Origin of the sequence: Sphingomonas chungangi (assembly GCF_013778325.1) — a bacterium.
GTDB lineage: Bacteria > Pseudomonadota > Alphaproteobacteria > Sphingomonadales > Sphingomonadaceae > Solisphingomonas > Solisphingomonas chungangi.
Window position 1 is genome coordinate 466,262 of the sequence record NZ_JACEIB010000003.1, and the last position, 20,539, is coordinate 486,800.

Genomic DNA, 20,539 nt, shown 5'->3' on the forward strand with positions numbered 1-20,539 from the left:
ATGGAATTTGGCTGGGCGCCGGAGCAGGTCCAGTATCGCGAGCGGGTCAAGGCCGCGCTCGACGATCTGCTGCCGGCCGACTGGGACGAGACCTACGTGCCGGAGAGCTACGCCTCCGACCTGCAGGTGCAATTCTCACGGGAGTTCTGCGCGAAGCTCGCCGAGCGCGGCCTGCTGGTGCCGCACTGGCCGAAGGAATATGGCGGCAACGAGAGTCCCGACTGGGAGCATTTCATCCTCGGCGAGGAGATGAAGGCTGCCGGCGAGCCGCGTGGCCCCCAATATATGAATGTCAACTGGATCGGCCCGACGCTGCTGAAATACGGCACCGAGGCCCAGAAGGCGCAGCATGTGCAGGGCATCGCCAGCGGCACGGTGATCTGGTGCCAGGGCTTCTCGGAGCCCAATGCCGGCACCGATCTCGCCGCGCTGCGCACGCGGGCCGAGCGCGACGGCGATCACTACATCGTCAACGGATCGAAGATCTGGACGTCCTATGCGCGCACCGCCGATTGGTGCTTCCTGCTCGCACGCACCGGGCCGACGCGGAAGGACATCTCGATCCTGCTGATCCCGATGGACACGCCGGGCATCTCGGTCACGTCCTTCCCGGGTATGATCAAGGACGGGCATCTCAACGAGGTGTTCTTCACCGATGTGCGCGTGCCTGTCGCGAACCGCGTCGGCGAGGAAGGCGAGGCATGGACGATCGTCACCCACGCGCTCAGCTACGAACGTGTCGGCGTGCCGCGCTACCATACCGGGCTGCAGGCGCTGGAACTGGCGGTCGAGCAGCTGAAGGAGGAAGGGCGCTGGCATGACGACCCGATCGTCCGCTCGCGCGCCGGATCGATCGCCGCCAAGTTCGAGGGTGCGCGGATGCTCACCTATCTGGTCGTCGACCAGCGGGTGAAGAAGCTGCCGTCGAACACGGACGCCAATCTCTCTCGCGTCGCCTCGCTCGAGGCGGTGATCGAGATGCTGAACTTCCTCGCCGAATTCCTGCCGGACTGTCTGTCCGGGGGCAACGCACTGCTTGAGGACTATTACCGCATCAACATCCCGGCCGGCATCACCGGCGGGACCAACGAGATCCAGCTCGATCTGGTCGCCCAGCGCGGCCTCGGGCTGCCACGGGGCTGACGCGCATGGATTTCCAGCTTTCCGAGGATCAGGAGGCCCTGGTCTCCGCCCTCCACTCTATCCTTCAGGATCATGCGGAGCTGCCGCAGGCCGAACGCTTCGGCTATTCCTGCTTCAATGCCGAGCTGCAGGGGATATTAGCCGACAGCGGCTTCCTCTCCGCCGCGCGCGAGATCGGCCCGATCGAGGCCGCGCTGGTGACGATCGAGACGGCGCGGTTGCCGGTCCTCGTCGAGACGGCGGCGACCGGGCTGGTCGCGCCGATGGTACTCGGAGAAGCGATCGAAGGGCCGGTGGCGCTGATCGACGGCAAGGCCATGGACAAGGCGCATCGCAACCTGCCGATCGCGCGAACCGCGTTGGTCGATCTCGGCGAGGACGTCGCGGTGCTGGCGATCGAGCCGGCCGATGTCGAGCCGGTCGAGAGCGTGCTGGCCTTCCCTTATGGCCGCTTCCGCAAGGCGCCCGATCTGGCGAAGGCGCGGCGCCTGCCCGGCGCGGGCGAGGCGCTCCGCCAGTGGTGGCGCGTGGCGCTGGCCGCCGAGGTAGCGGGCGCGGCGCAGGCGGCGATCGCCTTCACGATCGATTATGTGAAGCAGCGCGAGGTGTTCGGCCGCCCGGTCGGCTCCTTCCAGTCGGTGCAGCACCGCCTCGTCCAGTGCCATGCCCACGCCCAGAGCTGCTATTACCTGGCGCTGCGCGCGGCGTGGAGCGGCGATCCGGTCGACGCCGATTGCGCGGCGAGCTTCGCTCAGCAGGGCGTGCAGCGGCTGCTGTTCGATCTCCACCAGTTCCACGGCGGCATGGGCGTGACGACCGAGCATCTGCTGCACTTCTGGCTCTACCGCATCCGTGCGCTGCAGGCGGAGGCCGGCGGCGTCCACCGCATCGGGCTGGAGATCGCCAATCGCCTGTGGCCGGATGCACCGGCCGCGGCGCAACGCATGGCGCAGGCGGGATGACGGCGATGGCGGACGAGGGCATCGATCTCGGCGATCTGCGCGACGCGATCCGGCAGGTGCTGCGCGAGCATCCCGGCCCGATCGACGCGATCCCTGGCGAGGAGGGCGCGCCGATGGATCGCGCCTTATGGTCGACGATGGCGGAGCTCGGCTGGCTGGGCCTCGGCATCGACGAGGCGCAGGGCGGGCTCGGCCTCGGCATGGCGCATCTTGGCGTGTTGTTCGAGGAGTTGGGTGGCGTACTCGCGGCGGTGCCGGCGATGCAGTCCTCGATCGCCGCCGAAGCGATCGCCGCGCATGGCAGCGAAACGGCCAAGGCGAAGATCCTTCCCGCGATCGTCGCCGGCGAAACTGTCGCGACGATCGCGCTTGCGGGCCGCGCCCTGCCGGTGTGGCAGGATGGCACCGTCTCGGGCGTGGTCGAGCATGTGCCATTCGCGGCTGATGCCGATTTGCTGCTGCTGCCCGTCCGCGTGGGCGACGAGATCGTGCTGGCGCCGGTCGATTCGAACGCGTCCGGTGTTTCCTGCGAGAAACGTTTGGTCTCCGATCTAACCCGCCAGTTGGGCACGGTGCGGCTCGATTTCGTCGCGGTTCCGGAGGCCGATCTGCTCCGCCCCCGCGCGAATGGCTGGGAAGCGCTCGGCGACAGGATCGCCGTCGCGCTGGCCTGCGATGCGATCGGCGGCGCGGCCGAGATCCTCGCGCGCACCGTCGACTATCTAGGCATCCGCGAGCAGTTCGGCCGCCCGATCGGCTCGTTCCAGGCGCTCAAGCATCGCGCCGCGAGTTGGAAGGTATTGCTGGAAGCGTCCACCGCGCTCGTCCGCCAGGCGGCGTCCGCGCTCGCCGGAGCGGACGAGGACGCGTCCGCGCTCGCCTCCAGCGCCAAATTCTATGCCTGCGACACCTATGCCGCGATCTGCGAAGACGCGATCCAGCTACACGGCGGCATCGGCTTCACCTGGGAACATCCCTGCCACCTGTTCCTGAAGCGCGCGAAGCTGAACCAGATGCTCGGCGGCAGTTCGACCGAGCATAAGGAACGCGTCGCCCGCCTGGCCTTTGCGGACATGCTGGCGGAACCCCACATCGCCCCCGAACCGATCCCTGTCTGACGGAGCCCGTCATGGACCAGCCGACCCCCCGCGACCTCCTCACCCCCGGCCAGCAGAAGCTGCTGGAGGCGATGCCCGCGCTCGACGAGATCCGTCTGCCCGAGGTGCGCGATTCGATCCCCGCCTCGCACTATACCGATCCGGCGCGCTTCGATGCCGAGATGGCGTCGATCTTCCGCAAGGTGCCGGTGATCGCGGGCCCGTCCGCGCTGCTGCCCAAGCCGCGCGAATATGCCAGCGTCGACATCGTCGGCATGCCGGTCCTGCTCACCCGCACCAAGGACGGCACCGCCAAGGCCTTCGCCAACGTTTGCCGGCATCGCGGCATGAAGCTGTGCCTGTCGAAGGACCCGGTTTCCGCCGGCCGGCTCGTCTGCCCCTATCACGCCTGGACCTACGATCTCGAAGGCAGGCTGATCGGCCTGCCGCGTTCCGAGACCTTCCCCGGCCTGGAGAAATCCCAGCTTGGCCTCAAGGAACTGCCCTGCAGCGAGGCGGGGGGCCTGATCTGGGTCGGCCTCGATCCGGACAGCCCGCCCGATTTCTCGACGGTCGAGGGCGAGCTCGCCGCCGATCTCGACGCCTTCTCGATGAAGGATCTGTTCCTGTTCGATCACGCGACCTTCAAGGTCGAGGCGAACTGGAAGCTGCTGATGGATTCGATGCTGGACAGCTATCACGTCACCCGGCTGCACAAGGATTCGCTCGCCCAGTTCAGCGTCGACTCCGAGAATATGATCGACCGCATCGGGCCGCACATCCGCAACGCCGCGCATCGCGGGAATTTCGACAAGGCCGCCATCACGGATCGTTTCGGCGCGATGCGCAAGATGATGGTCTTCTCCTATATCGGCTTCCCCAACGGCATCATCGTCGTCAGCCCGCATTATATCAGCCTGGGCGTGGTGCGCCCGGTCGACAACCAGCGCACCGAGATCGACTATTACCAGCTCTACGACGCGCCGCCGCGCGACGAGCGCTACGCCGGCAAGATGCGCGAGGCGTTCGACCTGATGGAGCGGGTGTTCGCCAAGGAAGATTATTGGGCGGCCGAGATGTGCGACAAGGGCCTGCGTTCCGGCACGCTCGAGGAGGTGCAGCTGGGCGGCATGGAGGTGCAGATCCGCATGTTCCAGGACGCCGTCACCGAATGCCTGGAGGCGCACGCCGCCTAACCGTCGATACGAGCGAGGAGAGCGTCATGGCCGACGGGCAAATGCGGGACGATTTCGCCCGCTTCGATCATCGCGAGCCCGCGCATCGCGTCCGCGCGGGCACGATCTGGCGCGACATGCAGGCCTGCTCGGGTCTGCCGCAGAGCGACCTCTACGGCGGCTTCCACGTCGTCACCCGGTATGACGACGTGATGAAGCTGGTGACCAGCCCCAGGCTCTTCTCCTCCGCGCAGGGCACCGCCTTCCCCGATCTCGATTTCGGCCACCGGATGCCGCCCGAGGATTACGATCCGCCGCTGCATGGCGAATATCGCTCGCTGCTCACCCGCTTCCTCACGCGCGAGCGGGTGGCTGGGCTGGAGTCGGCGGTGCGCAGCATGGTCGTCTCGCTGCTCGATGCGATCGGCGATGCGGCCGCAATCGATTTCGTCGAGGTCTTCGCCCGGCCGCTGCCGGTGATGATGGCGCTGGAGCTGCTGGGCCTGCCGCAGGCGGACGCTGCACGGCTCGACGGGCTGGTGCGCGATCTCCACCACGAGCGCGGTAATCCGCGCGGTGCAGAAGCGGCGGGTGAGCTCGAAGCCTATATCCGCGGCAGCATCGCCGCGCGGGAGGCGGAAGGGCCGCAGGGCGAGGCGCGGGACATCCTGTCCGCGGTGGCTTTCGGCGAGGTCCATGGCCGGCCGCTGAGCGCGGACGAGAAGGCGGCGATGATCCGCCTGCTGATGTTCGGCGGCTTCGACACCACCGCGATCGCCTTGGCCTCGACGATACACTGGCTCGCGCAGCACCCCGACGATGCCGCACGGCTGCGCGCCGATCCGGCGATGCTGGAGCTGGCGACCGAGGAAATGGTACGCTTCGCCTCGCCCGCGTCCTATCTGCGCCGCACCGTGACCCAGGATACCGAGCTGGCGGGCTGCCCGCTCCACGCCGGGCGACCGGTGCTGTTCAGCTTCGCCGCCGCCAATCGCGATACGACGAAGTTCGATCGCGCCGACGAACTGGTGCTTGATCGCCTGCCCAATCCGCATCTCGGCTTCGGCGCTGGCGTGCATCGCTGCATCGGCTCGTTCGTCGCCAAGCTGGAGCTGCGCGTCGCGCTCGAGGAAATCCTCGCGCGCTATTCCGGCATCCGCCTGCCCGACGATGCCGTGTTGCGCTGGGAGTCCGGCGAGAACCAGGGCATTTCCAGCCTACCCCTGATCCTGGAGAAAAGTGCATGACCGTGACCCGCGCGATCCTGGTGACGGGCGGGGGCAGCGGCATCGGCCGCGCATCCGCCGAGCGGCTGGCGCGCGAGGGCGCGGCGGTGATGGTGGCGGATCGCGACGAGGCGGGCGGCCGTGCCGTCGTCGAGGCGATCGTGGCGGCGGGCGGCACCGCACGGTTCGCGGCGCTGGACGTGGCCGACGAGGCCGATGTCCGTGCCGTCGTCGCGGCGACGCTCGATGCCTTCGGCCGGCTCGACGGCGCGATCAACAGCGCCGGCGTACCGCAGGCCGCCAAGCCGGTGCACGAGATTGAGGCTTCGGAATGGGGCTTCTCGCTGGGCGTCAACCTCACCGGCATGTTCTACTGCCTCAAGCACCAGATCGCCGCGATGATAGGCAACGAAGGCGGCGGTGCGGTCGTCGCCATCTCGTCCGCGGCGGCGGTGAAAGGCCTGATGCACAGCGCCGATTATTGCGCCGGCAAGGCGGGTATCCTCGGCCTCGTGCGGGGCGCCGCCGTGGATTATGCCGAGCGCGGCATCCGCGTGAACGCGCTGCTGCCCGGTGCCTCCGACACGCCGCTGGCGCGTCGCTCCTCGGCCGCCAATCCCGCGCTCAAGGGCACGATCCGCGTGCCGATGATGCGCATGTCGAGCCCGGACGAGATCGCCGCAGCGGCGGTCTGGCTCGTCTCGCCCGACAGTAGCTACGTCACCGGCGCGCAAATCTGCGTCGACGGCGGCATGACCATCGCCTGATACGCAAGAAGGACTTATCCGATGACCATCGAGACGCTCGACGCGCCGATCAAGAACCCGGGCCAGCTGTTCATCGACGGCGAATGGGTGGCGCCTTCCACCGATGCGACGATCGACGTGATCGCGCCCGCCACCGAGCAACTCTACCTGCGCGTCGCGGAAGCGAAGGAGGCGGATATCGAGCGCGCCGTCGCCGCTGCCCGCCTGGCGTTCGACGAGGGGCCGTGGCCGCGCATGTCGCATGCCGAGCGCGCGGGCTATCTGACCGCCATCGCCGAAAAGCTTACCGAGCGCTTGCCTGACGTCGCCGCGATCTGGCCCAACGAGATGGGCATCCTCCATTCGATGGCGAAGGATTATTCGGCGGGCGTCGCCGGCCTCTATTCCTATTATGCCAGCCTCGCCACGCGCTTCCCGTTCGAGGAGGAGCGGCGCACCTTCTCGGGCGCGAAGCTCGGGCTGCTGGTGCGCGAGCCGGTCGGCGTGGTCGGTGCGATCATTCCGTGGAATGGGCCGATCTCGCTGATCGCCTTCAAGATCGCGCCCGCCCTGCTCGCCGGCTGCACGGTGGTGATCAAGGCCTCGCCCGAGGCGCCGGGCCATGCGCTGCTGATGGCCGAGGTGGCCGAGTCGGTCGGCCTGCCCAAGGGTGTGGTCAACGTCGTCACCGCCGATCGCCAGGCCTCCGAGGCGCTGGTCCGCCATCCCGGCATCGACAAGATCGCCTTCACCGGATCGACCGCTGCCGGCACCCGCATCGCCTCGATCCTCGGCGAGCGCATGGCCCGCTATACGCTGGAGCTGGGCGGCAAATCGGCGGCGATCGTGCTCGACGATTACGATGTCGAGACGGCCGCGCGGACGATCGCCGAGCATGCCGGCGACATGACCGGGCAGGTCTGCGCCTCGCTTACTCGCGTCGTCGTCACGCGGGATCGGCACGACAGGCTGGTCGAGGCGCTGGCCGCCTCCTTCGGGGCGATACGGGTCGGCGATCCGTTCGATCCCGCCTCGCAGATGGGGCCACTCGCCACACAGCGTCAGCGTGATCGGGTCGAGGGTTATATCGCGGGCGCCCGCGCCGACGGCTTCACCCTGGCGACCGGTGGCGGGCGCCCGGCACACCTCAATCGCGGCTATTATGTCGAGCCGACCGTGTTCGGCCACGTCGACAACCGCTCGCGGCTGGGTCAGGAGGAAGTGTTCGGCCCCGTGCTCGCGGTGATCCCGGCGGCGGACGAGGCCGACGCGGTGCGGATCGCCAACGACAGTCCGTTCGGTCTCAACGGCGCGGTGTTCACCAACGATATCGACCGTGCCTATGCGGTCGCGCGGCAGGTGCGCACCGGCACGATGGGCCACAATGCGATTCGCATGGATTTCTCGATCGCGTTCGGCGGCTTCAAGCAGTCTGGCGTCGGCCGCGAAGGCGGCGTGGAGGGCCTGCACCCCTATCTCGAGACCAAGACGGTGCTGCTCGACGGGCGACCGTCGCACCTTCCGATGAGGGACGGTAACGGACGCTAGAAACGGAGACCAACATGGGAGAACTTGCCGGCAAGGTGGCGCTGATCACGGGCGCGGCACGGGGGCTCGGCTGGGCGATGGCCGAGATATTCCATCGCGAGGGCGCGAGCGTTATGGCGAGCGATGTCCTCGTCGATCAGGGGCTGGCGCTCGCCGGCACGTATGACGAGCGCATGGCCTTCATCGAGCACGACGTGACGAGCGAGGCGCAGTGGGCGGCGGCGGTCGAGAAGACGGTCGGGACCTACGGCAAGCTCGATATTCTCGTCAACAATGCCGGGCTGCACGGCGTTCATCCTTTCGAGGCGACCACGCCGGAGCTGTGGGATCACCTCCTCCGGGTGATGACAACCGGCCCATTCCTCGGTGTCCGCGTGGCGTTGCCATATTTGCTGGAAAGCGGCGAGGCAGCGATCGTCAACATCGCTTCGACCAACGCGATCGGCGGCATGGCGCAGACCAGCGCCTACACCGCCGCCAAGCACGGCGTGCTCGGTTTCTCGCGGTCGCTGGCGCTGGAATATATCGGCCGGGGAATCCGGGTGAACGCCGTCTGCCCCGGCGGAATGGAAACCGCGATGCTCCATGAAGCTTTCGGCAACCAGATCGAGACGTTCGGCGCGCAGCTGCCGATCGGGCGGCTCGCCGATCCGCGCGAGGTTGCCGAGATGGTCTGCTTCCTGGCCTCAGCGCGCGCCTCCTACGTCGTAGGCGCGACGATCGTGGTCGACGGTGGATTGACCGTCGGCTGAGTTTTAGCGCCCGGTGAAACGCGGGGGCCGGCGTTCCTGGAAGGCACGGATTCCTTCGGCGAAATCCTCGGTGCGACCGGCGTCGCGCTGGCCGGCGCGCTCGTTCGAGAGCGCGGTCTCGAAGCTGCTGTCGAGCGCGGCCCAGGCGACGCGCTTGATCACCGCGATCGAGGCCGGCCCGTTCGCCAGATCGTGCGCCATGGCCATCGCCTCGCCGTCCAGCGCGTCGTCGGCCACGACGCGGTTGATCAATCCCCAATCGAAGGCCTTGGCGGCGGGGAGGCGGTCGCCGAGCAGCATCAGCTCCATCGCGCGCGGACGACCGATCGCCCGCGTCAGCAGATAGGAGGATCCGCCGTCCGGCGAGAGGCCGACGCGGGAGAAGGCCTGGTAGAAATAACCGGTCTCGCTCGCCAGGATCAGATCGCCGGCCAGCGCGATGCCGCAGCCGACCCCGGCCGCCGCGCCGCGCACCGCCGTGATCATCGGGACCGGCGCGTCGCGCATCGCATGGACGATCGGATTGAACACGCCGTCCAGATAAGCTCCGGCATCGCGCACGGGATCGGCCATATCGAGCCACTCGTCGCCAAGGTCGGCGCCCGAGCAGAAGGCGCGTCCCTCGCCCGACAGGACGATCGCGCGTGCCTCGCGCGATGCCCGACCGATCGCGTCGAGCAACTCGCGTCCCATCGCCGGGCCGATCGCGTTGAGCCTTGCCGGATCGTTCAGCCGGATCGAAGCGACATTGTCGGTCACTTCATATGTCAGTTTTGCGTAGGGCATTGGCATCCTTTCCCGATGCGTCCATCCTGTCCTAATCGATCGATGAAACCAAGCATCGCGCCCCGGATGCCGGGAAGACGGGAGGACGCCGATGTATCTCACGCAGTGCCTGCACCGGCACGTCCAGCAAATGCCCGACGCGATCGCCGCCGTCGATCCCGACGCCGTGGTGAACTGGGTGGAGCTGCGGGATCGGGCCGCACGATTTGCCGGCATGCTACGGGCGAGAGGGCTTCAGCCGGGTGACCGGGTGGCGATGCTCGGTCGCAACGGTATCGATTTCGTGGTCTTCATTCTCGGCACATGGTGGGCCGGCGGCGTCATCAACCCGGTCAACACCCGCTGGACGACCGTGGAGATGGCCTACTCGTTGGAAAATTGCGGCACGCGCTTCCTGTTCGTCGATACGGTGTTCGAGCCGCTGGTGCCGGCACTCGCTGCAGCCGCGCCGAATCTCGCGCAGATCATTCCTACCGCCAAGCTTTACGAATGGATGGCAGGCGCCGCACCGGCCGAAGATGCGTTGCGTCGCGGGGGCGATCTCGCCGCCATCCTCTACACCGGCGGCACCACCGGCTTTCCCAAGGGCGTGATGCTGAGCCATGCCAATCTGGCGGGTTCGCTGCTTGGCGTGCTGGCCCAGCCGCACGGTCCCGCGACCGGCGCTTATCTCAATGTCGCGCCGCTTTTCCACGTAGGGTCGTTGTCCGGCCTGCTCATCACCCTCTATTCGGGACAGGCGAGCATCTTCCTGCCGCAGTTCGAGCCGCTTGCCGTGCTGGAGGCGATCGAGCGGCACCGGCCCGGCGACATCTTTCTGGTGCCGACCATGTTGCGGATGCTCCTCCAGCATCCGCGCTTTGCGGAGTTCGACACCGGATCGATCCGGCAGATCCGCTACGGCGCGTCGCCGATCGACGAGGTGCTGATGGATATCGCGATCGCCGCTTTCCCGCGCGCGCGCTTCAACCAGTCCTACGGCATGACGGAGCTCGGCCCCGTCGCCAGTACGCTGGCGCCGGAAGACCATGAGCCGGCGGCGCGGATCAATGGCCACCTGCGCTCGGCCGGTCGCGCGACGCCGACCTGTGAGCTGCGTATCGTCGGACCTGACGACCGCGAGTTGCCGCGCGGAGAGATTGGCGAGATCGTGGCGCGGGGGCAGGGCGTGATGCTGGGCTACTGGGATTTGCCCGAGCTTACCGCCGAGGCGTTGCGTGGCGGCTGGATGCACACCGGCGACATGGGACGGATGGACGAGGCCGGCTATGTCACCGTCGTCGATCGGCTCAAGGACATGATCGTGACCGGTGGCGAGAATGTCTATTCCGCCGAGGTCGAAAGCGCACTGGCTGGACATGACGACGTCGCGGCGGTGGCGGTGATCGCGGCGCCCGATCCGCGCTGGGGCGAACGGGTCCATGCGGTGATCGTCCCGCGCGCCGGCAGGCGCCCCGGCGAAGCGGCGCTGATCGCCCACTGCCGCGATCACATCGCCGGCTACAAGCTGCCGCGCAGCTTCGAATTCGTCGATGCGCTGCCGCTCTCGGCCGCCGGCAAGGTGCAGAAGAACGTGCTGCGCGACCGGCTGCGAGCGGAAGCTCAGGCGATCACCCCGCTCGCTCGCAGCGCGGCGATCCGCTCGGCCGAATAGCCGATCAAGGACAGCACGATCTCCGTATCCTGCCCGGCGCGACGGGGCGGGCGGGGTGGCAGAGGTGGCGTCGCCGAAAGGCGGGGCGCGGGCGCCGGCTGAATCTGGCCGTTGGTCTCGGTCAGCGTGCCGCGTGCGGCGATGTGCGGATGACCCGGCGCCTCGTCCAGCGTCATCACCGGCGCGAAGCAGGCGTCGTGGCCCTCGAACGCTGTGCACCATTCGTCCCGGGCGCGAGTCGCGATGACGGCGGCGATCTTCTCGCGCAGCGCGGGCCAGCGCGCCCTATCCATCTGTTCGTCGAACGCCTGATCTTCGGCGAGGCCGAGGATTCGGCGCAACGCCACGTAGAATTGCGGCTCGATCGCGCCGATCGTGACGTAGCGCCCGTCGGCACAGGCGAATGTGTCGTAGAAATGCGCGCCGCCGTCGAGCAGATTGGCGCCGGCCGGCCCATTCCACATGCCGGCCGCCTTCATCTGCCACACCATGCCCGACAGCAAGGCGGAGCCGTCGACCATCGCGGCATCGACTACCTGCCCCGACGCCCCGCGCGCAACCGCGAGCAGTGCCGTCACCATGCCGAACGCCAGCAGCATTCCGCCGCCGCCGAAATCCCCCGTATAGTTGACCGGCACCACCGGCCGCTCGCCGGGGCGCCCGACCGTGCTCAGCACGCCGTTGATCGCGACATAGTTGATGTCATGTCCGGCGCTTTGCGCGAGCGGGCCATCCTGGCCCCACCCCGTCATCCTGCCATAGACGAGGCGGGGATTCTCGGTGATCAGCGTGTCGGGGCCAAGCCCCAGCCGCTCCATCACGCCGGGGCGGAAGCCCTCGATCAGCCCGTCGGCGCTCCCGACCAGATCGCGGACGATCGCCAGCCCGTCGGCCGATTTCATGTCGATCGCGATCGTCCTGCGCGATCGCGCCAGCACATCGAAGCGATCGAAGTCGCCGAAGCTTTCCTGCGCGCCGGGGCGCCCGACCCGGATCACTTCCGCGCCATGATCGGCCAGCATCATGCCGGCAAAAGGGCCGGGGCCGATGCCCAGGAACTCGACGATCCTCAAGCCCGCCAGCGCACCAGCCATGGATCGGCCCTCAGGCGACCGCTTCGAGGCGGGCACCCGCCATGCCGCCGAGCCGCTTCGCGATGATGCCCTCGGCCTCCGCCATGATCCGGTCGATCAGCTCGCGGCAGGTCGGCACATCGTGGATCAGGCCCTGCACCATGCCGGCCGACCAGATGCCGTGATCGAGATCGCCATTATCGAGCGCTTCCTTGCCGCGCGCGCCCTTCACCAGATGCGCGATCGCCTCGAACGGATTGCCTTCCCGCTCGATACGGATCGCCTCCTGGCTGATCGCGTTGCGGGCGACGCGCGCCGTGTTCCTGTAGCTGCGAAACATGAGGTCCGTCGCGCGCTCGTCGTTGGCGACCATCGCGGCCTTGAAGTTGTCGTGGATCGGCGCTTCCCGGGTCGCACAGAAACGCGTGCCCATGTTGATCCCGTCAGCGCCAAGCGCCAGCGCCGCGACCAGGCCGCGTCCGTCGCCGAAGCCGCCGCTCGCCAGCATCGGGACCTTCACCTTGTCGGCGGCGGCCGGGATCAGGATCAGGCCGGGAATATCGTCCTCCCCGGGGTGGCCCGCGCATTCGAAGCCGTCGATCGAAATGGCGTCCACCCCCATCCGCTCGGCCGACAGCGCATGGCGGACGGCGGTGCATTTGTGGACGACCTTGACGCCATGCGCCTTGAACTCGTCGACATGCTCCTGCGGCTTGTAGCCTGCGGTCTCGACGATGGTGATGCCCTCCTCGATGATCGCGCGGCGATAGTCCGCATAGGGCGGCGGATTGATCGAGGGCAGGATGGTAAGGTTCACACCGAAGGGCTTGCCGGTCATCGTCCGGCAGCGCGCGATCTCGCGGCGGAGCGCATCGGGCGTCGGCTGGGTCAGCGCGGTCAGAATGCCGAGCCCGCCTGCGTTGGAGACGGCGCTGGCCAGTTCCGCTGTGCCCACCCACATCATGCCGCCCTGCACGATCGGATGTTCGATCCCGAGCAGATCGGTGATCCGGGTCTTCAGCATGCCACTCCTCCGTCGGAATTTAATCGATGATTTAAACTACCCATGCCCGCAATCCCATGCCATTGGCAACGGCCAAGTTGCGAGCCGCTGCGGAGGACGGGCATGGAGTACGAGCATATCCTGTTCACGATCGAGGACGGCGTCGCGACACTGACGATCAACCGGCCCGACAAACTCAACGCGCTCTCTCAGCGCTCACTCGCCGAGATGCTCGACGCGATCGACGAGGCGCGGGACACTGGCGCCCGGGCGCTGCTCATCACGGGGGCAGGGCGCGCTTTCTGCTCGGGCGCGGATCTGGCACCGGGCGCGCAGGGTCAGCGCAGACGAAGCGACGCCGGTGCGGGGCTTGAGGAGGGCTTCAACCCACTGCTCGAACGCATCGTGCGCCTGCCGATCCCCGTGGTTGCGGCGGTGAACGGGGCGGCGGCAGGCGGCGGCTGCGGGCTGGCGCTGTGCGCGGACATCGTGATCGCGGCGCGATCGGCCTATTTCCTCCAGCCCTTCATGAACATCGGCCTGGTGCCCGATTTCGGCGCGACTTGGCTGCTGCCGCGCCTCGCCGGCAAGGCGCGGGCGACCGCCATGATGATGCTCGGCGACCGTATTCCGGCCGAGACGGCGGTCGACTGGGGGCTGATCTACAGGATGGTCGAGAACGAGGCGTTGGAGGCGGAGGCTGCCGCGCTCGCCGCGCGGCTGGCGGCCGGGCCAACCGTCGCGCTCGGCCTCGCGAAGCAGGGGATAGCCGCGGCGATGACCCAGTCGTTGTCCGAGACGATCGCGATGGAGCGGGTCAACCAGCGCGCGGCGGGCCGCACCGCCGATCACGCCGAGGGCGTCGCCGCCTTTCTGGAGAAGCGCAAGCCGGCGTTCCGGGGGCGCTGAATCTCACGTCTTGTCGATGCGCACGACCGAGCCGGCAGTGAGGCCCGAGGCACCGTCGCAATCGACGATCGTGCCGCTGATATAGCCCGCCGCATCAGATGCGAGGAACACCGCCAAATTGGCGATGTCGCGCTTGGTACCGTAATCGCGCATCGGGATCGTGGCCTTGTAGGCAGCCTCCCATTCCGGGGTCGGGGCGAGGCGGCGCATCCCTTCGGTGTCGGCGATCGGGCCGGGCGCGATGCCGTTCACCCGGATACCTTCCGGCCCCCATTCGAGCGCCAGGCACTTGGTGACCATGTTGACGCCCGCCTTGGCGGCGCAGGCGTGGATCTGGTTGGCGATCGGGGTGACCGCCTGTGCAGCCGTGATCGCGATCAGCGAGGCGCCGGGCTTCTTCAGATATTCGTAGCTCGCCCGGAAGACGTTGAAGGTGCCGAGCAGATCGATGTCCACCACCGTCTTGAAGCCGTTGGCGGAGAGCTTCGCGGCGGGAGCGAGGAAGTTCCCCGCCGCGCCGGACAGCACGATGTCGATCGGGCCATCAGCCTCGTGCGTGCGCTTCAGCGCGTCCTCGACCGCGTCATAGTCCCGCACGTCGGCAGCGAAACCGCTCGCCTCGTACCCGGCCTCGCGCAGCCCTGCGACGGCGACATCGATCTTGTCCCGCGACCGGCTGAGCAGCACGACGCGCGCGCCGGCCTCCGCGAAGCCGAAGGCGACGCCAAGATTGATCCCGCTCGATCCGCCGGCGACGAACGCCGTCTTTCCCGCAAGCACGCCGTCCGCCATGATCTCTCCTCGTTATTCGCCGCCGGTCAGGACCAGGCCGGCTCGTCCCACCAGGGATAGACTTCCGGCATATCCGAGCCGACGCGCTCGGGATAGGCGGGGGTGCGCTTCTCGAGGAAGCTGGTGACGCCCTCCGCCGCATCGGCGCCACGGCCCCGCGCGAAGACGACGCGGCTGTCGACCTTGTGCGCCTCCATCGGATGGGCAAGGCCGAGCCCGCGCCACAACATCTGACGGGTAAGCGCGACCGAAACGGGCGCAGTGTTGTCGGCGATCTCCCGCGCAATGGCACGGGCTGCCGGCAGCAACTCCTCGGGTGCGTGGAGCGAGCGGATCAAGCCTGCGTCCCGCGCTTCCTCGGACGGGAAGATCCGGCCCGTCGCGCACCATTCCATCGCCCGGCTGATGCCGACGAGGCGCGGCAGGAACCAGCTGCTCGCCGCCTCTGGCACGATGCCGCGCCGGGTGAAGACGAAGCCCATCTTGGCGCCGGGCACGGCCAAGCGGATGTCCATCGGCAGCGTCATCGTCATGCCGATGCCAGCAGCCGGGCCGTTGATCGCGGCGATCACCGGCTTCAGGCTGTTGAATATGCGCAGCGTCACGAGGCCGCCGGTGTCGCGCACCTGATCGTGCGCCCAGTCGATCGATCCGTCTGCGCGAACCGGGCCGGTGTCGCCGAGCTCTGCGTAATTGAATGTGTCGGCGCCCGCGGCAAGATCGGCACCTGCGCAGAAGCCGCGACCCTCGCCCGTCACGATCACGGCGCGCACCGCATCGTCCGCGTCGGTCTGGTCGAAGGCGGCGATCAGCTCGCGCGACATCTCGACGGTGAAGGCGTTGAGGCTATCAGGCCGGTTCAGCGTGATGGTCGCGATCTGGTCGGCGATCTCGACGCGGATGGTTTCGTAGTCGGCCACAATGGTCCCCTAATTGATCGATTAAGTGACTATCGATCGAAAAGAGGATTGTCGAGCGGGATCGTCACTCCGCGTCGATCTGCTCCAGCGTGCGGCGATGCCCGCGCGCATCGTAGGGGCGCAGGCGGTCGAACGCGCCCTCGCGCACCCGGTCCGCCCAATCGGGATTGGCGATCAGCGCCCGCCCGACGCCGATCAGATCGACCTCGCCCCGCTCGACCATCGCGGCGGCGACCGCGACATTGTCTGTCGCGATCGCGCTGCCCGGGGTCCGGCCGCCCGGTGTGAACGGGCTTTCGAGGCCGACCGATCCAACCGTCATCGCCGCCTTGCCGGTGAGCGCCTTCGCCCAGCCGGCGAGATTGAGCGGGCTACCCTCGAACTCGGGCTGCCAGAAGCGGCGGGTCGACGCGTCGAAGATGTCCACACCGGCCTCCGCCAGCGGGCCGAGGATGCGTTCCAGCTCAGCGGGCGTTTCGGCGAGCCGCGCGCCGTAATCGTGGCTTTTCCACTGCGAGAAGCGGAACATGATCGCAAAATCAGGCCCTACCGCCGCGCGAACCGCCGCGATCAGCTCGGCGCCGAACCGCACGCGGTTTCCGATGTCGCCGCCGTAGCGGTCTTCGCGCAGGTTGGATCGCGCCCAGAGGAATTGGTCAATCAGATAACCGTGCGCGCCGTGGATCGCGACGCCGTCGCAGCCAATCGCCTTGGCGGCCCGTGCGGCATCGGCGAAGGCGGCAATCACGGCCTCGATATCGGCATCCGTCATCGGCTCCGGCTTCAGATGGGCGTGATCGTGCGGCGGTGCGGCGTTGGATCCGGCGGACGCCGAAAGCTCGGCCTCGCTCAGATCCGAGGCGGAAACGCTGGGGACGTCCGGATTCGAGACGAGATTGCGGCGACGCGAGGAGCCGGTGTGCCAGAGCTGGGGCACGAACGCGCCGCCGGCCGCATGGATGGCGGCGACGACCGAACGCCAGCGTTCCAAAGCGGCGTCGCCGTAGAAATGCGGCACTGTGGACGAAAAATGCGAGACCGGATGGCCGATCACCGTGCCTTCGCTGACGATCAGCCCGGTGCCACCCGCCGCGCGGCGGGCATAATAAGCGTCCACCTCGCCGGCGAGTACGCCGTCCGGCGCGAACATTCGCGTCATCGGGGCCATCACGGTGCGGTTGCGCAAGCGGAGCGACTTGCAGGCGAAGGGCTGAAAAAGGGCTTCGAGATCGGGCTGTCGAATCGTCATCATGTCCCTTTCCGCGTCGCGGCGCTTGTCACCGGACCCCTCTATGGGCAAAGCGGACACGTAATTTCAACGATCGATTGAAATGGGGCGTGCGCAGTGAATGATCTCGTCATCGTCGAACGGCAGGGCGCGGTCGCGCTGGTGACACTCAACCGGCCGGAGGCGATGAACGCGCTGTCGCGGGCGCTGCGCGCCGCGCTCCACGATGCGATCCGTGGGCTCGACGCCGATCCCGGGGTTCGCGCGATCGTGCTGACCGGAGCGGGCGAGCGGGCGTTCACCGCCGGCCTCGATCTCAAGGAACTGAGCACCGCCGACGGCATGCTTGCGAGCATCGACGAGACGGGGGCTGCGACAGACCCCGTGCGCGCCGTTTCGGGATGCCGCAAGCCCGTGATCGCGGCGGTCAACGGAGTCGCGATCACGGGCGGTTTCGAACTGGCACTGGCCTGCGACCTGATCATCGCGTCCACCTCGGCGCGCTTCGCCGATACCCATGTGCGGGTGGGCGTGATTCCCGGCTGGGGCCTTTCCCAACGGCTGTCGCGCGCGATCGGGATCGGGCGAGCGAAGCTGCTCTCGCTGACCGGCAACTTTCTCGATGCCGAAACGGCGGAGCGCTGGGGACTGGTCGCTATGGTGGTCCCGCCGGATCGGCTTCGCGAGGTCGCGATCAGCCTCGCGCAGGACATGGCGAGTGCGCCCGAGGATATGGTGCAAGGCTATAAGAGACTGATCGACGACGGTTTCGCGCTCGATTTCGGTGCGGCCATGGCGCTGGAGCATCAGCGATCCTCGGCCGCCAACGCGACCCTGGATGCCGCATCGATCGAGGCTCGCCGGTCCGCCGTGCAGACGAGGGGACGGGCACAGTAACCTAGGGAAGGCCCTGCATCGAAGGCGCCTTGCCCATTCCTAGTCGTGCCGGACGAGCAACTCCGCCAGCGGTGCCCGGCGGGTGATCGCGTTGCAAGAGGGATGCGCCTCGTCCGCCCGGCCGAAGCTGATCCCGAACAGGCAGATGAGATCGTCCGCGATGCCGAGCTCGCGCTTCAGCGCGCCCGCGAACAGACCGATCGCAGCTTGCGGACAACTCGCCAGGCCATGCGCGGTCAGCGCCAGCATCAGCGTCTGCGCATACATTCCGATATCGGCGGCCTCACGCATTCCGAAGACGCGCGGCATGAAGATGAAGGCGGCGTGAGGTGCGTCGAACAGATCGAAATTGCGCATCGTCGAGGCCTGTCGCGCCGCCTCGTCGTCGCGCCCGACGCCCGTCGCCTCGAACAACGCCACCGCCGCGCCGATCCTGCGCGCCTTGTAGGCGCCAGCATAAGCTGTCGTCACCGGCACGTCGGGATCGAAGCGCTTCGCCTCCGCTTCTGCGCGCAGCATGGCGCGGATGCGCGCCAGCGAGGCGCCCGAGACGAGATGCGTGATCCAAGGCTGCGCATTGCAGTTGGAGGGCGCCTGTCCAGCGATCGTGAAGATGCGCTCGATCAAAGCATCGGGCACGGGATCGGGCCGGAAGCCGCGCACCGAGCGACGTTCCGCGACGATCTTGGCGAACGCCGCGGCCGGTTCCAGGAATAGGGGTGGTGGGTCGGCGCTGGCTGTCATGATCGTCTGCTCCGTCGATGGCCGCGCGCAATGGATCGGCCAGATTGACCCTATGAACAGTTGTCATATAATGTATTTTGTCAACTCATCGTCGGTTCGGGGCCATCGTCATGGCGAATGTCAGCATCGAGATTTACGAGCGGATGCTCGATCATATCCGCGCGGGCACTACCGATCTGGCGGACACGATGCTCGCCGTGCCGGCGGCGCATTTCAGCAGCGAGGCGCATGCGGCGCACGAGCGAGCGCTGTTCCGGCGCCAACCCCTGGTCGTCGCCTGCGCATCAGAGCTTCCCGAGCCAGGCAGTTTCGTGACGCGCACGGTGATGGGCACTGCGTTGCTGGTTGTTCGCCAGGCGGATGGCAGAGTGGAGGTGTTCCTGAATATGTGCCGCCATCGCGGCGGCAAGGTGGAAATGGCGGAAACGGGCAGGAAGCGTTTCTTCGTCTGCGGCTATCACGGCTGGTCCTACGAGCGTGAAGGCGGCCTGCGGGGCATTCCTTTCGAGGCCTCCTACGGTGCCATCGATCGGGCCTGCACCAGCCTGATCAAGGTCGCCTCGGAAGAGCGGCACGGCCTGATCTGGGTGGATCTGTCGAGCCGCGACGGGATCGATCTCGCCGGCTTCCTCGGCGCCGAAGCCGATCGCGAGCTCGCCACCTTCGGAATCGGTGACATGGAGATTCTGTTCGAGCGGCGATACGACATTCCCGCCAACTGGAAGCTGGTGATGGATGGTGCTTATGACGTGCTGCACCCCCAGTTTCTGCATCCGACCGGGGTCGGGAAACTGGTCGAATCCAATGTCGGCGTCTGGAAGGATTATGGCCGGCACGGGCAGCTCTTCACCGCACGTCGCCGGCTGGCCGAGATCGTGCGCAGCGGCGCCTCGCCGGAGGTCGCCTGGCGCTATTTCGCGAGCGTGCTGGTGCTGTACCCCAATGCGCTGGTGATCCCGGCGCCCGACCATTACGAATTCTGGACGGTGTGGCCGTCCATGACGTCTCCGTCCGAATGCCATGTCCACATCCGCTTCCTGCTCCGCCCCGAGACGGCGACGGAAGAGGTGAAGGCGCGTGTCGGCCGCAGCCTCGCGATTCTGGAGGAGGCGGCGATCAACGAGGACTGGCCGATGGAAGAGACTATCCAGGCCAATGCCGGCACCAGCCCGGAAGTCGATTTCCTTTACGGACGCAGCGAGGTTTCCTGTCAGCATCTCCATCACCAGTTGCGTCGGGATCTTGCGGGTCTCGACGTCTGATGGACATGCTTTTGGAAACGGATCGGTCAACGGCTGAGCCGGGATCGACCGAGGACGCGATCCTCGCCGCGGCGCGGCGCTGCTTTGCGCGCTACGGCATCCGCAAGAGCGCAGTCGAGGATATCGCCGGGGAGGCCGGCCTGTCCCGCACCACGATCTACAAGCATTTCTCCGGCAAGCAGGAGATCGTCGATCGGATTAGCCTGGCCGAGATGGACAAGGTGCACGAGGCGTTGCGCGCGCGGATGCGTCCACAGACGAGCTTTGCCGATACGGTAACGGAGGCGGTGCTGGTTTCGGTGCAGGTCGCCAACGAAAATCCCTATGCCCGCCGCTTCGTGCAGGAGCTGGAATTGTCGGCCCGGTCCCATGCGCCATCGAGCCCCTTCCAGATCGGTGCGCGGGAACGCTGGCACTCGCTGCTGACCCGCGCCGCCGGCAGCGGCGAGCTTGCCAGCGACATCGATTTCGATCGGATCGTGTCGTGGCTGTCGCTCTCGCAGATGATGCTGCTGGCCACGATCGAGCAGCTCGGGATCGACGAGGCGCAGCTGCGCCAGTTCATCCGGCGCTTCGTGGTCGAGCCTCTGCTCGCGACGCGCGGCCAGCCCGTCCCCTGATC

The 20,539-nt window shown here is 67.5% G+C and carries 20 protein-coding genes; 13 read left to right on the forward strand and 7 right to left on the reverse strand.

Annotated features, from left to right (window positions below):
• The 8 genes from HZF05_RS06515 to HZF05_RS06550 are packed head-to-tail and all read left to right on the forward strand — an operon-like array spanning position 1 to position 8,649.
• Positions 1-1,143: an acyl-CoA dehydrogenase family protein gene (locus tag HZF05_RS06515; protein ID WP_160363550.1), complete on the forward strand. Its 1,143-nt coding sequence runs from the start codon at positions 1-3 to the stop codon at positions 1,141-1,143.
• 5 nt (positions 1,144-1,148) lie between these two features.
• Positions 1,149-2,105, forward strand: coding sequence for an acyl-CoA dehydrogenase family protein (locus HZF05_RS06520; RefSeq protein WP_160363551.1), 957 nt, complete (start codon positions 1,149-1,151; stop codon positions 2,103-2,105).
• On the forward strand, positions 2,102-3,223 hold the full coding sequence (locus tag HZF05_RS06525; RefSeq protein ID WP_181638808.1) for an acyl-CoA dehydrogenase family protein: 1,122 nt from the start codon (positions 2,102-2,104) through the stop codon (positions 3,221-3,223). Before HZF05_RS06520 ends, HZF05_RS06525 begins: the two co-directional genes overlap by 4 nt.
• An 11-nt stretch (positions 3,224-3,234) precedes the next feature.
• Complete coding sequence (locus tag HZF05_RS06530) at positions 3,235-4,398, forward strand: aromatic ring-hydroxylating oxygenase subunit alpha (RefSeq protein WP_160363553.1); 1,164 nt, start codon at positions 3,235-3,237, stop codon at positions 4,396-4,398.
• Positions 4,399-4,424: 26 nt separating this feature from the next.
• Positions 4,425-5,624, forward strand: a complete 1,200-nt coding sequence (locus HZF05_RS06535; RefSeq protein ID WP_160363554.1) for a cytochrome P450 — start codon at positions 4,425-4,427, stop codon at positions 5,622-5,624.
• Positions 5,621-6,370 (forward strand): SDR family NAD(P)-dependent oxidoreductase, encoded by a 750-nt coding sequence (locus HZF05_RS06540; protein ID WP_160363555.1) that lies wholly within the window; start codon positions 5,621-5,623, stop codon positions 6,368-6,370. The genes HZF05_RS06535 and HZF05_RS06540 overlap by 4 nt, the downstream gene beginning before the upstream one ends.
• Before the next feature lie 21 nt (positions 6,371-6,391).
• On the forward strand, positions 6,392-7,897 hold the full coding sequence (locus HZF05_RS06545; protein WP_160363556.1) for an aldehyde dehydrogenase: 1,506 nt from the start codon (positions 6,392-6,394) through the stop codon (positions 7,895-7,897).
• A gap of 14 nt (positions 7,898-7,911) precedes the next feature.
• Entirely contained in the window at positions 7,912-8,649 is a 738-nt protein-coding gene (locus HZF05_RS06550) for an SDR family NAD(P)-dependent oxidoreductase (protein ID WP_160363557.1), read from the forward strand.
• Between the two features lie 3 nt (positions 8,650-8,652).
• On the opposite strand, the gene HZF05_RS06555 is transcribed toward HZF05_RS06550, so the two are convergent.
• The gene (locus HZF05_RS06555) at positions 8,653-9,435 is read right to left on the reverse strand and encodes an enoyl-CoA hydratase-related protein (protein ID WP_160363558.1); all 783 of its coding nucleotides are present in this window, start codon (positions 9,433-9,435) and stop codon (positions 8,653-8,655) included.
• Positions 9,436-9,526: 91 nt separating this feature from the next.
• Here HZF05_RS06555 and HZF05_RS06560 point away from each other — a divergent pair, with 91 nt between their 5' ends.
• Positions 9,527-11,089 carry an AMP-binding protein gene (locus tag HZF05_RS06560; RefSeq protein ID WP_160363559.1) on the forward strand — a complete coding sequence of 521 codons (1,563 nt, stop codon included), beginning with the start codon at positions 9,527-9,529 and terminating at the stop codon, positions 11,087-11,089.
• Here the strand turns inward: HZF05_RS06560 and HZF05_RS06565 are convergent.
• Positions 11,038-12,183 carry a CaiB/BaiF CoA transferase family protein gene (locus tag HZF05_RS06565; RefSeq protein ID WP_160363560.1) on the reverse strand — a complete coding sequence of 382 codons (1,146 nt, stop codon included), beginning with the start codon at positions 12,181-12,183 and terminating at the stop codon, positions 11,038-11,040. The two genes, HZF05_RS06560 and HZF05_RS06565, sit on opposite strands and share 52 nt — an antisense overlap.
• Positions 12,184-12,193: 10 nt before the next feature.
• Positions 12,194-13,186 (reverse strand): NAD(P)H-dependent flavin oxidoreductase, encoded by a 993-nt coding sequence (locus HZF05_RS06570; protein WP_160363561.1) that lies wholly within the window; start codon positions 13,184-13,186, stop codon positions 12,194-12,196.
• Between the two features lie 102 nt (positions 13,187-13,288).
• Here HZF05_RS06570 and HZF05_RS06575 point away from each other — a divergent pair, with 102 nt between their 5' ends.
• Positions 13,289-14,074 carry an enoyl-CoA hydratase-related protein gene (locus tag HZF05_RS06575; RefSeq protein ID WP_160363562.1) on the forward strand — a complete coding sequence of 262 codons (786 nt, stop codon included), beginning with the start codon at positions 13,289-13,291 and terminating at the stop codon, positions 14,072-14,074.
• Positions 14,075-14,077: 3 nt separating this feature from the next.
• Here the strand turns inward: HZF05_RS06575 and HZF05_RS06580 are convergent, their stop codons facing one another.
• The 3 genes from HZF05_RS06580 to HZF05_RS06590 all read right to left on the reverse strand — a co-directional run bounded on the left by HZF05_RS06580 (position 14,078) and on the right by HZF05_RS06590 (position 17,038).
• Positions 14,078-14,866 (reverse strand): SDR family oxidoreductase, encoded by a 789-nt coding sequence (locus HZF05_RS06580; RefSeq protein WP_160363563.1) that lies wholly within the window; start codon positions 14,864-14,866, stop codon positions 14,078-14,080.
• Between the two features lie 26 nt (positions 14,867-14,892).
• Positions 14,893-15,786 carry an enoyl-CoA hydratase-related protein gene (locus HZF05_RS06585; protein WP_160363564.1) on the reverse strand — a complete coding sequence of 298 codons (894 nt, stop codon included), beginning with the start codon at positions 15,784-15,786 and terminating at the stop codon, positions 14,893-14,895.
• A gap of 64 nt (positions 15,787-15,850) precedes the next feature.
• Positions 15,851-17,038, reverse strand: a complete 1,188-nt coding sequence (locus HZF05_RS06590; protein ID WP_160363565.1) for an oxidoreductase — start codon at positions 17,036-17,038, stop codon at positions 15,851-15,853.
• Positions 17,039-17,131: 93 nt separating this feature from the next.
• Between HZF05_RS06590 and HZF05_RS06595 the strand changes: the two genes are divergently transcribed.
• Positions 17,132-17,911: an enoyl-CoA hydratase gene (locus HZF05_RS06595; RefSeq protein WP_160363566.1), complete on the forward strand. Its 780-nt coding sequence runs from the start codon at positions 17,132-17,134 to the stop codon at positions 17,909-17,911.
• 39 nt (positions 17,912-17,950) lie between these two features.
• Here the strand turns inward: HZF05_RS06595 and HZF05_RS06600 are convergent, their stop codons facing one another.
• On the reverse strand, positions 17,951-18,655 hold the full coding sequence (locus HZF05_RS06600) for a nitroreductase (RefSeq protein WP_160363567.1): 705 nt from the start codon (positions 18,653-18,655) through the stop codon (positions 17,951-17,953).
• 110 nt (positions 18,656-18,765) lie between these two features.
• Between HZF05_RS06600 and HZF05_RS06605 the strand changes: the two genes are divergently transcribed.
• Both HZF05_RS06605 and HZF05_RS06610 read left to right on the forward strand, forming a co-directional pair.
• The gene (locus HZF05_RS06605) at positions 18,766-19,917 is read left to right on the forward strand and encodes an aromatic ring-hydroxylating oxygenase subunit alpha (protein ID WP_160363568.1); all 1,152 of its coding nucleotides are present in this window, start codon (positions 18,766-18,768) and stop codon (positions 19,915-19,917) included.
• On the forward strand, positions 19,917-20,537 hold the full coding sequence (locus tag HZF05_RS06610; RefSeq protein WP_160363569.1) for a TetR/AcrR family transcriptional regulator: 621 nt from the start codon (positions 19,917-19,919) through the stop codon (positions 20,535-20,537). Before HZF05_RS06605 ends, HZF05_RS06610 begins: the two co-directional genes overlap by 1 nt.
• Positions 20,538-20,539: the final 2 nt, after the last annotated feature.

Excerpts from the sequence above, each read along its gene's own strand:
- HZF05_RS06515 (WP_160363550.1), top strand. The coding sequence starts at position 1 with ATGGAATTTGGCTGGGCGCCGGAGCAGGTCCAGTATCGCGAGCGGGTC.
- HZF05_RS06520 (WP_160363551.1), top strand. The coding sequence starts at position 1,149 with ATGGATTTCCAGCTTTCCGAGGATCAGGAGGCCCTGGTCTCCGCCCTC.
- HZF05_RS06525 (WP_181638808.1), top strand. The coding sequence starts at position 2,102 with ATGACGGCGATGGCGGACGAGGGCATCGATCTCGGCGATCTGCGCGAC.
- HZF05_RS06530 (WP_160363553.1), top strand. The coding sequence starts at position 3,235 with ATGGACCAGCCGACCCCCCGCGACCTCCTCACCCCCGGCCAGCAGAAG.
- HZF05_RS06535 (WP_160363554.1), top strand. The coding sequence starts at position 4,425 with ATGGCCGACGGGCAAATGCGGGACGATTTCGCCCGCTTCGATCATCGC.
- HZF05_RS06540 (WP_160363555.1), top strand. The coding sequence starts at position 5,621 with ATGACCGTGACCCGCGCGATCCTGGTGACGGGCGGGGGCAGCGGCATC.
- HZF05_RS06545 (WP_160363556.1), top strand. The coding sequence starts at position 6,392 with ATGACCATCGAGACGCTCGACGCGCCGATCAAGAACCCGGGCCAGCTG.
- HZF05_RS06550 (WP_160363557.1), top strand. The coding sequence starts at position 7,912 with ATGGGAGAACTTGCCGGCAAGGTGGCGCTGATCACGGGCGCGGCACGG.
- HZF05_RS06555 (WP_160363558.1), bottom strand. The coding sequence starts at position 9,435 with ATGCCCTACGCAAAACTGACATATGAAGTGACCGACAATGTCGCTTCG.
- HZF05_RS06560 (WP_160363559.1), top strand. The coding sequence starts at position 9,527 with ATGTATCTCACGCAGTGCCTGCACCGGCACGTCCAGCAAATGCCCGAC.
- HZF05_RS06565 (WP_160363560.1), bottom strand. The coding sequence starts at position 12,183 with ATGGCTGGTGCGCTGGCGGGCTTGAGGATCGTCGAGTTCCTGGGCATC.
- HZF05_RS06570 (WP_160363561.1), bottom strand. The coding sequence starts at position 13,186 with ATGCTGAAGACCCGGATCACCGATCTGCTCGGGATCGAACATCCGATC.
- HZF05_RS06575 (WP_160363562.1), top strand. The coding sequence starts at position 13,289 with ATGGAGTACGAGCATATCCTGTTCACGATCGAGGACGGCGTCGCGACA.
- HZF05_RS06580 (WP_160363563.1), bottom strand. The coding sequence starts at position 14,866 with ATGGCGGACGGCGTGCTTGCGGGAAAGACGGCGTTCGTCGCCGGCGGA.
- HZF05_RS06590 (WP_160363565.1), bottom strand. The coding sequence starts at position 17,038 with ATGATGACGATTCGACAGCCCGATCTCGAAGCCCTTTTTCAGCCCTTC.
- HZF05_RS06600 (WP_160363567.1), bottom strand. The coding sequence starts at position 18,655 with ATGACAGCCAGCGCCGACCCACCACCCCTATTCCTGGAACCGGCCGCG.
- HZF05_RS06605 (WP_160363568.1), top strand. The coding sequence starts at position 18,766 with ATGGCGAATGTCAGCATCGAGATTTACGAGCGGATGCTCGATCATATC.
- HZF05_RS06610 (WP_160363569.1), top strand. The coding sequence starts at position 19,917 with ATGGACATGCTTTTGGAAACGGATCGGTCAACGGCTGAGCCGGGATCG.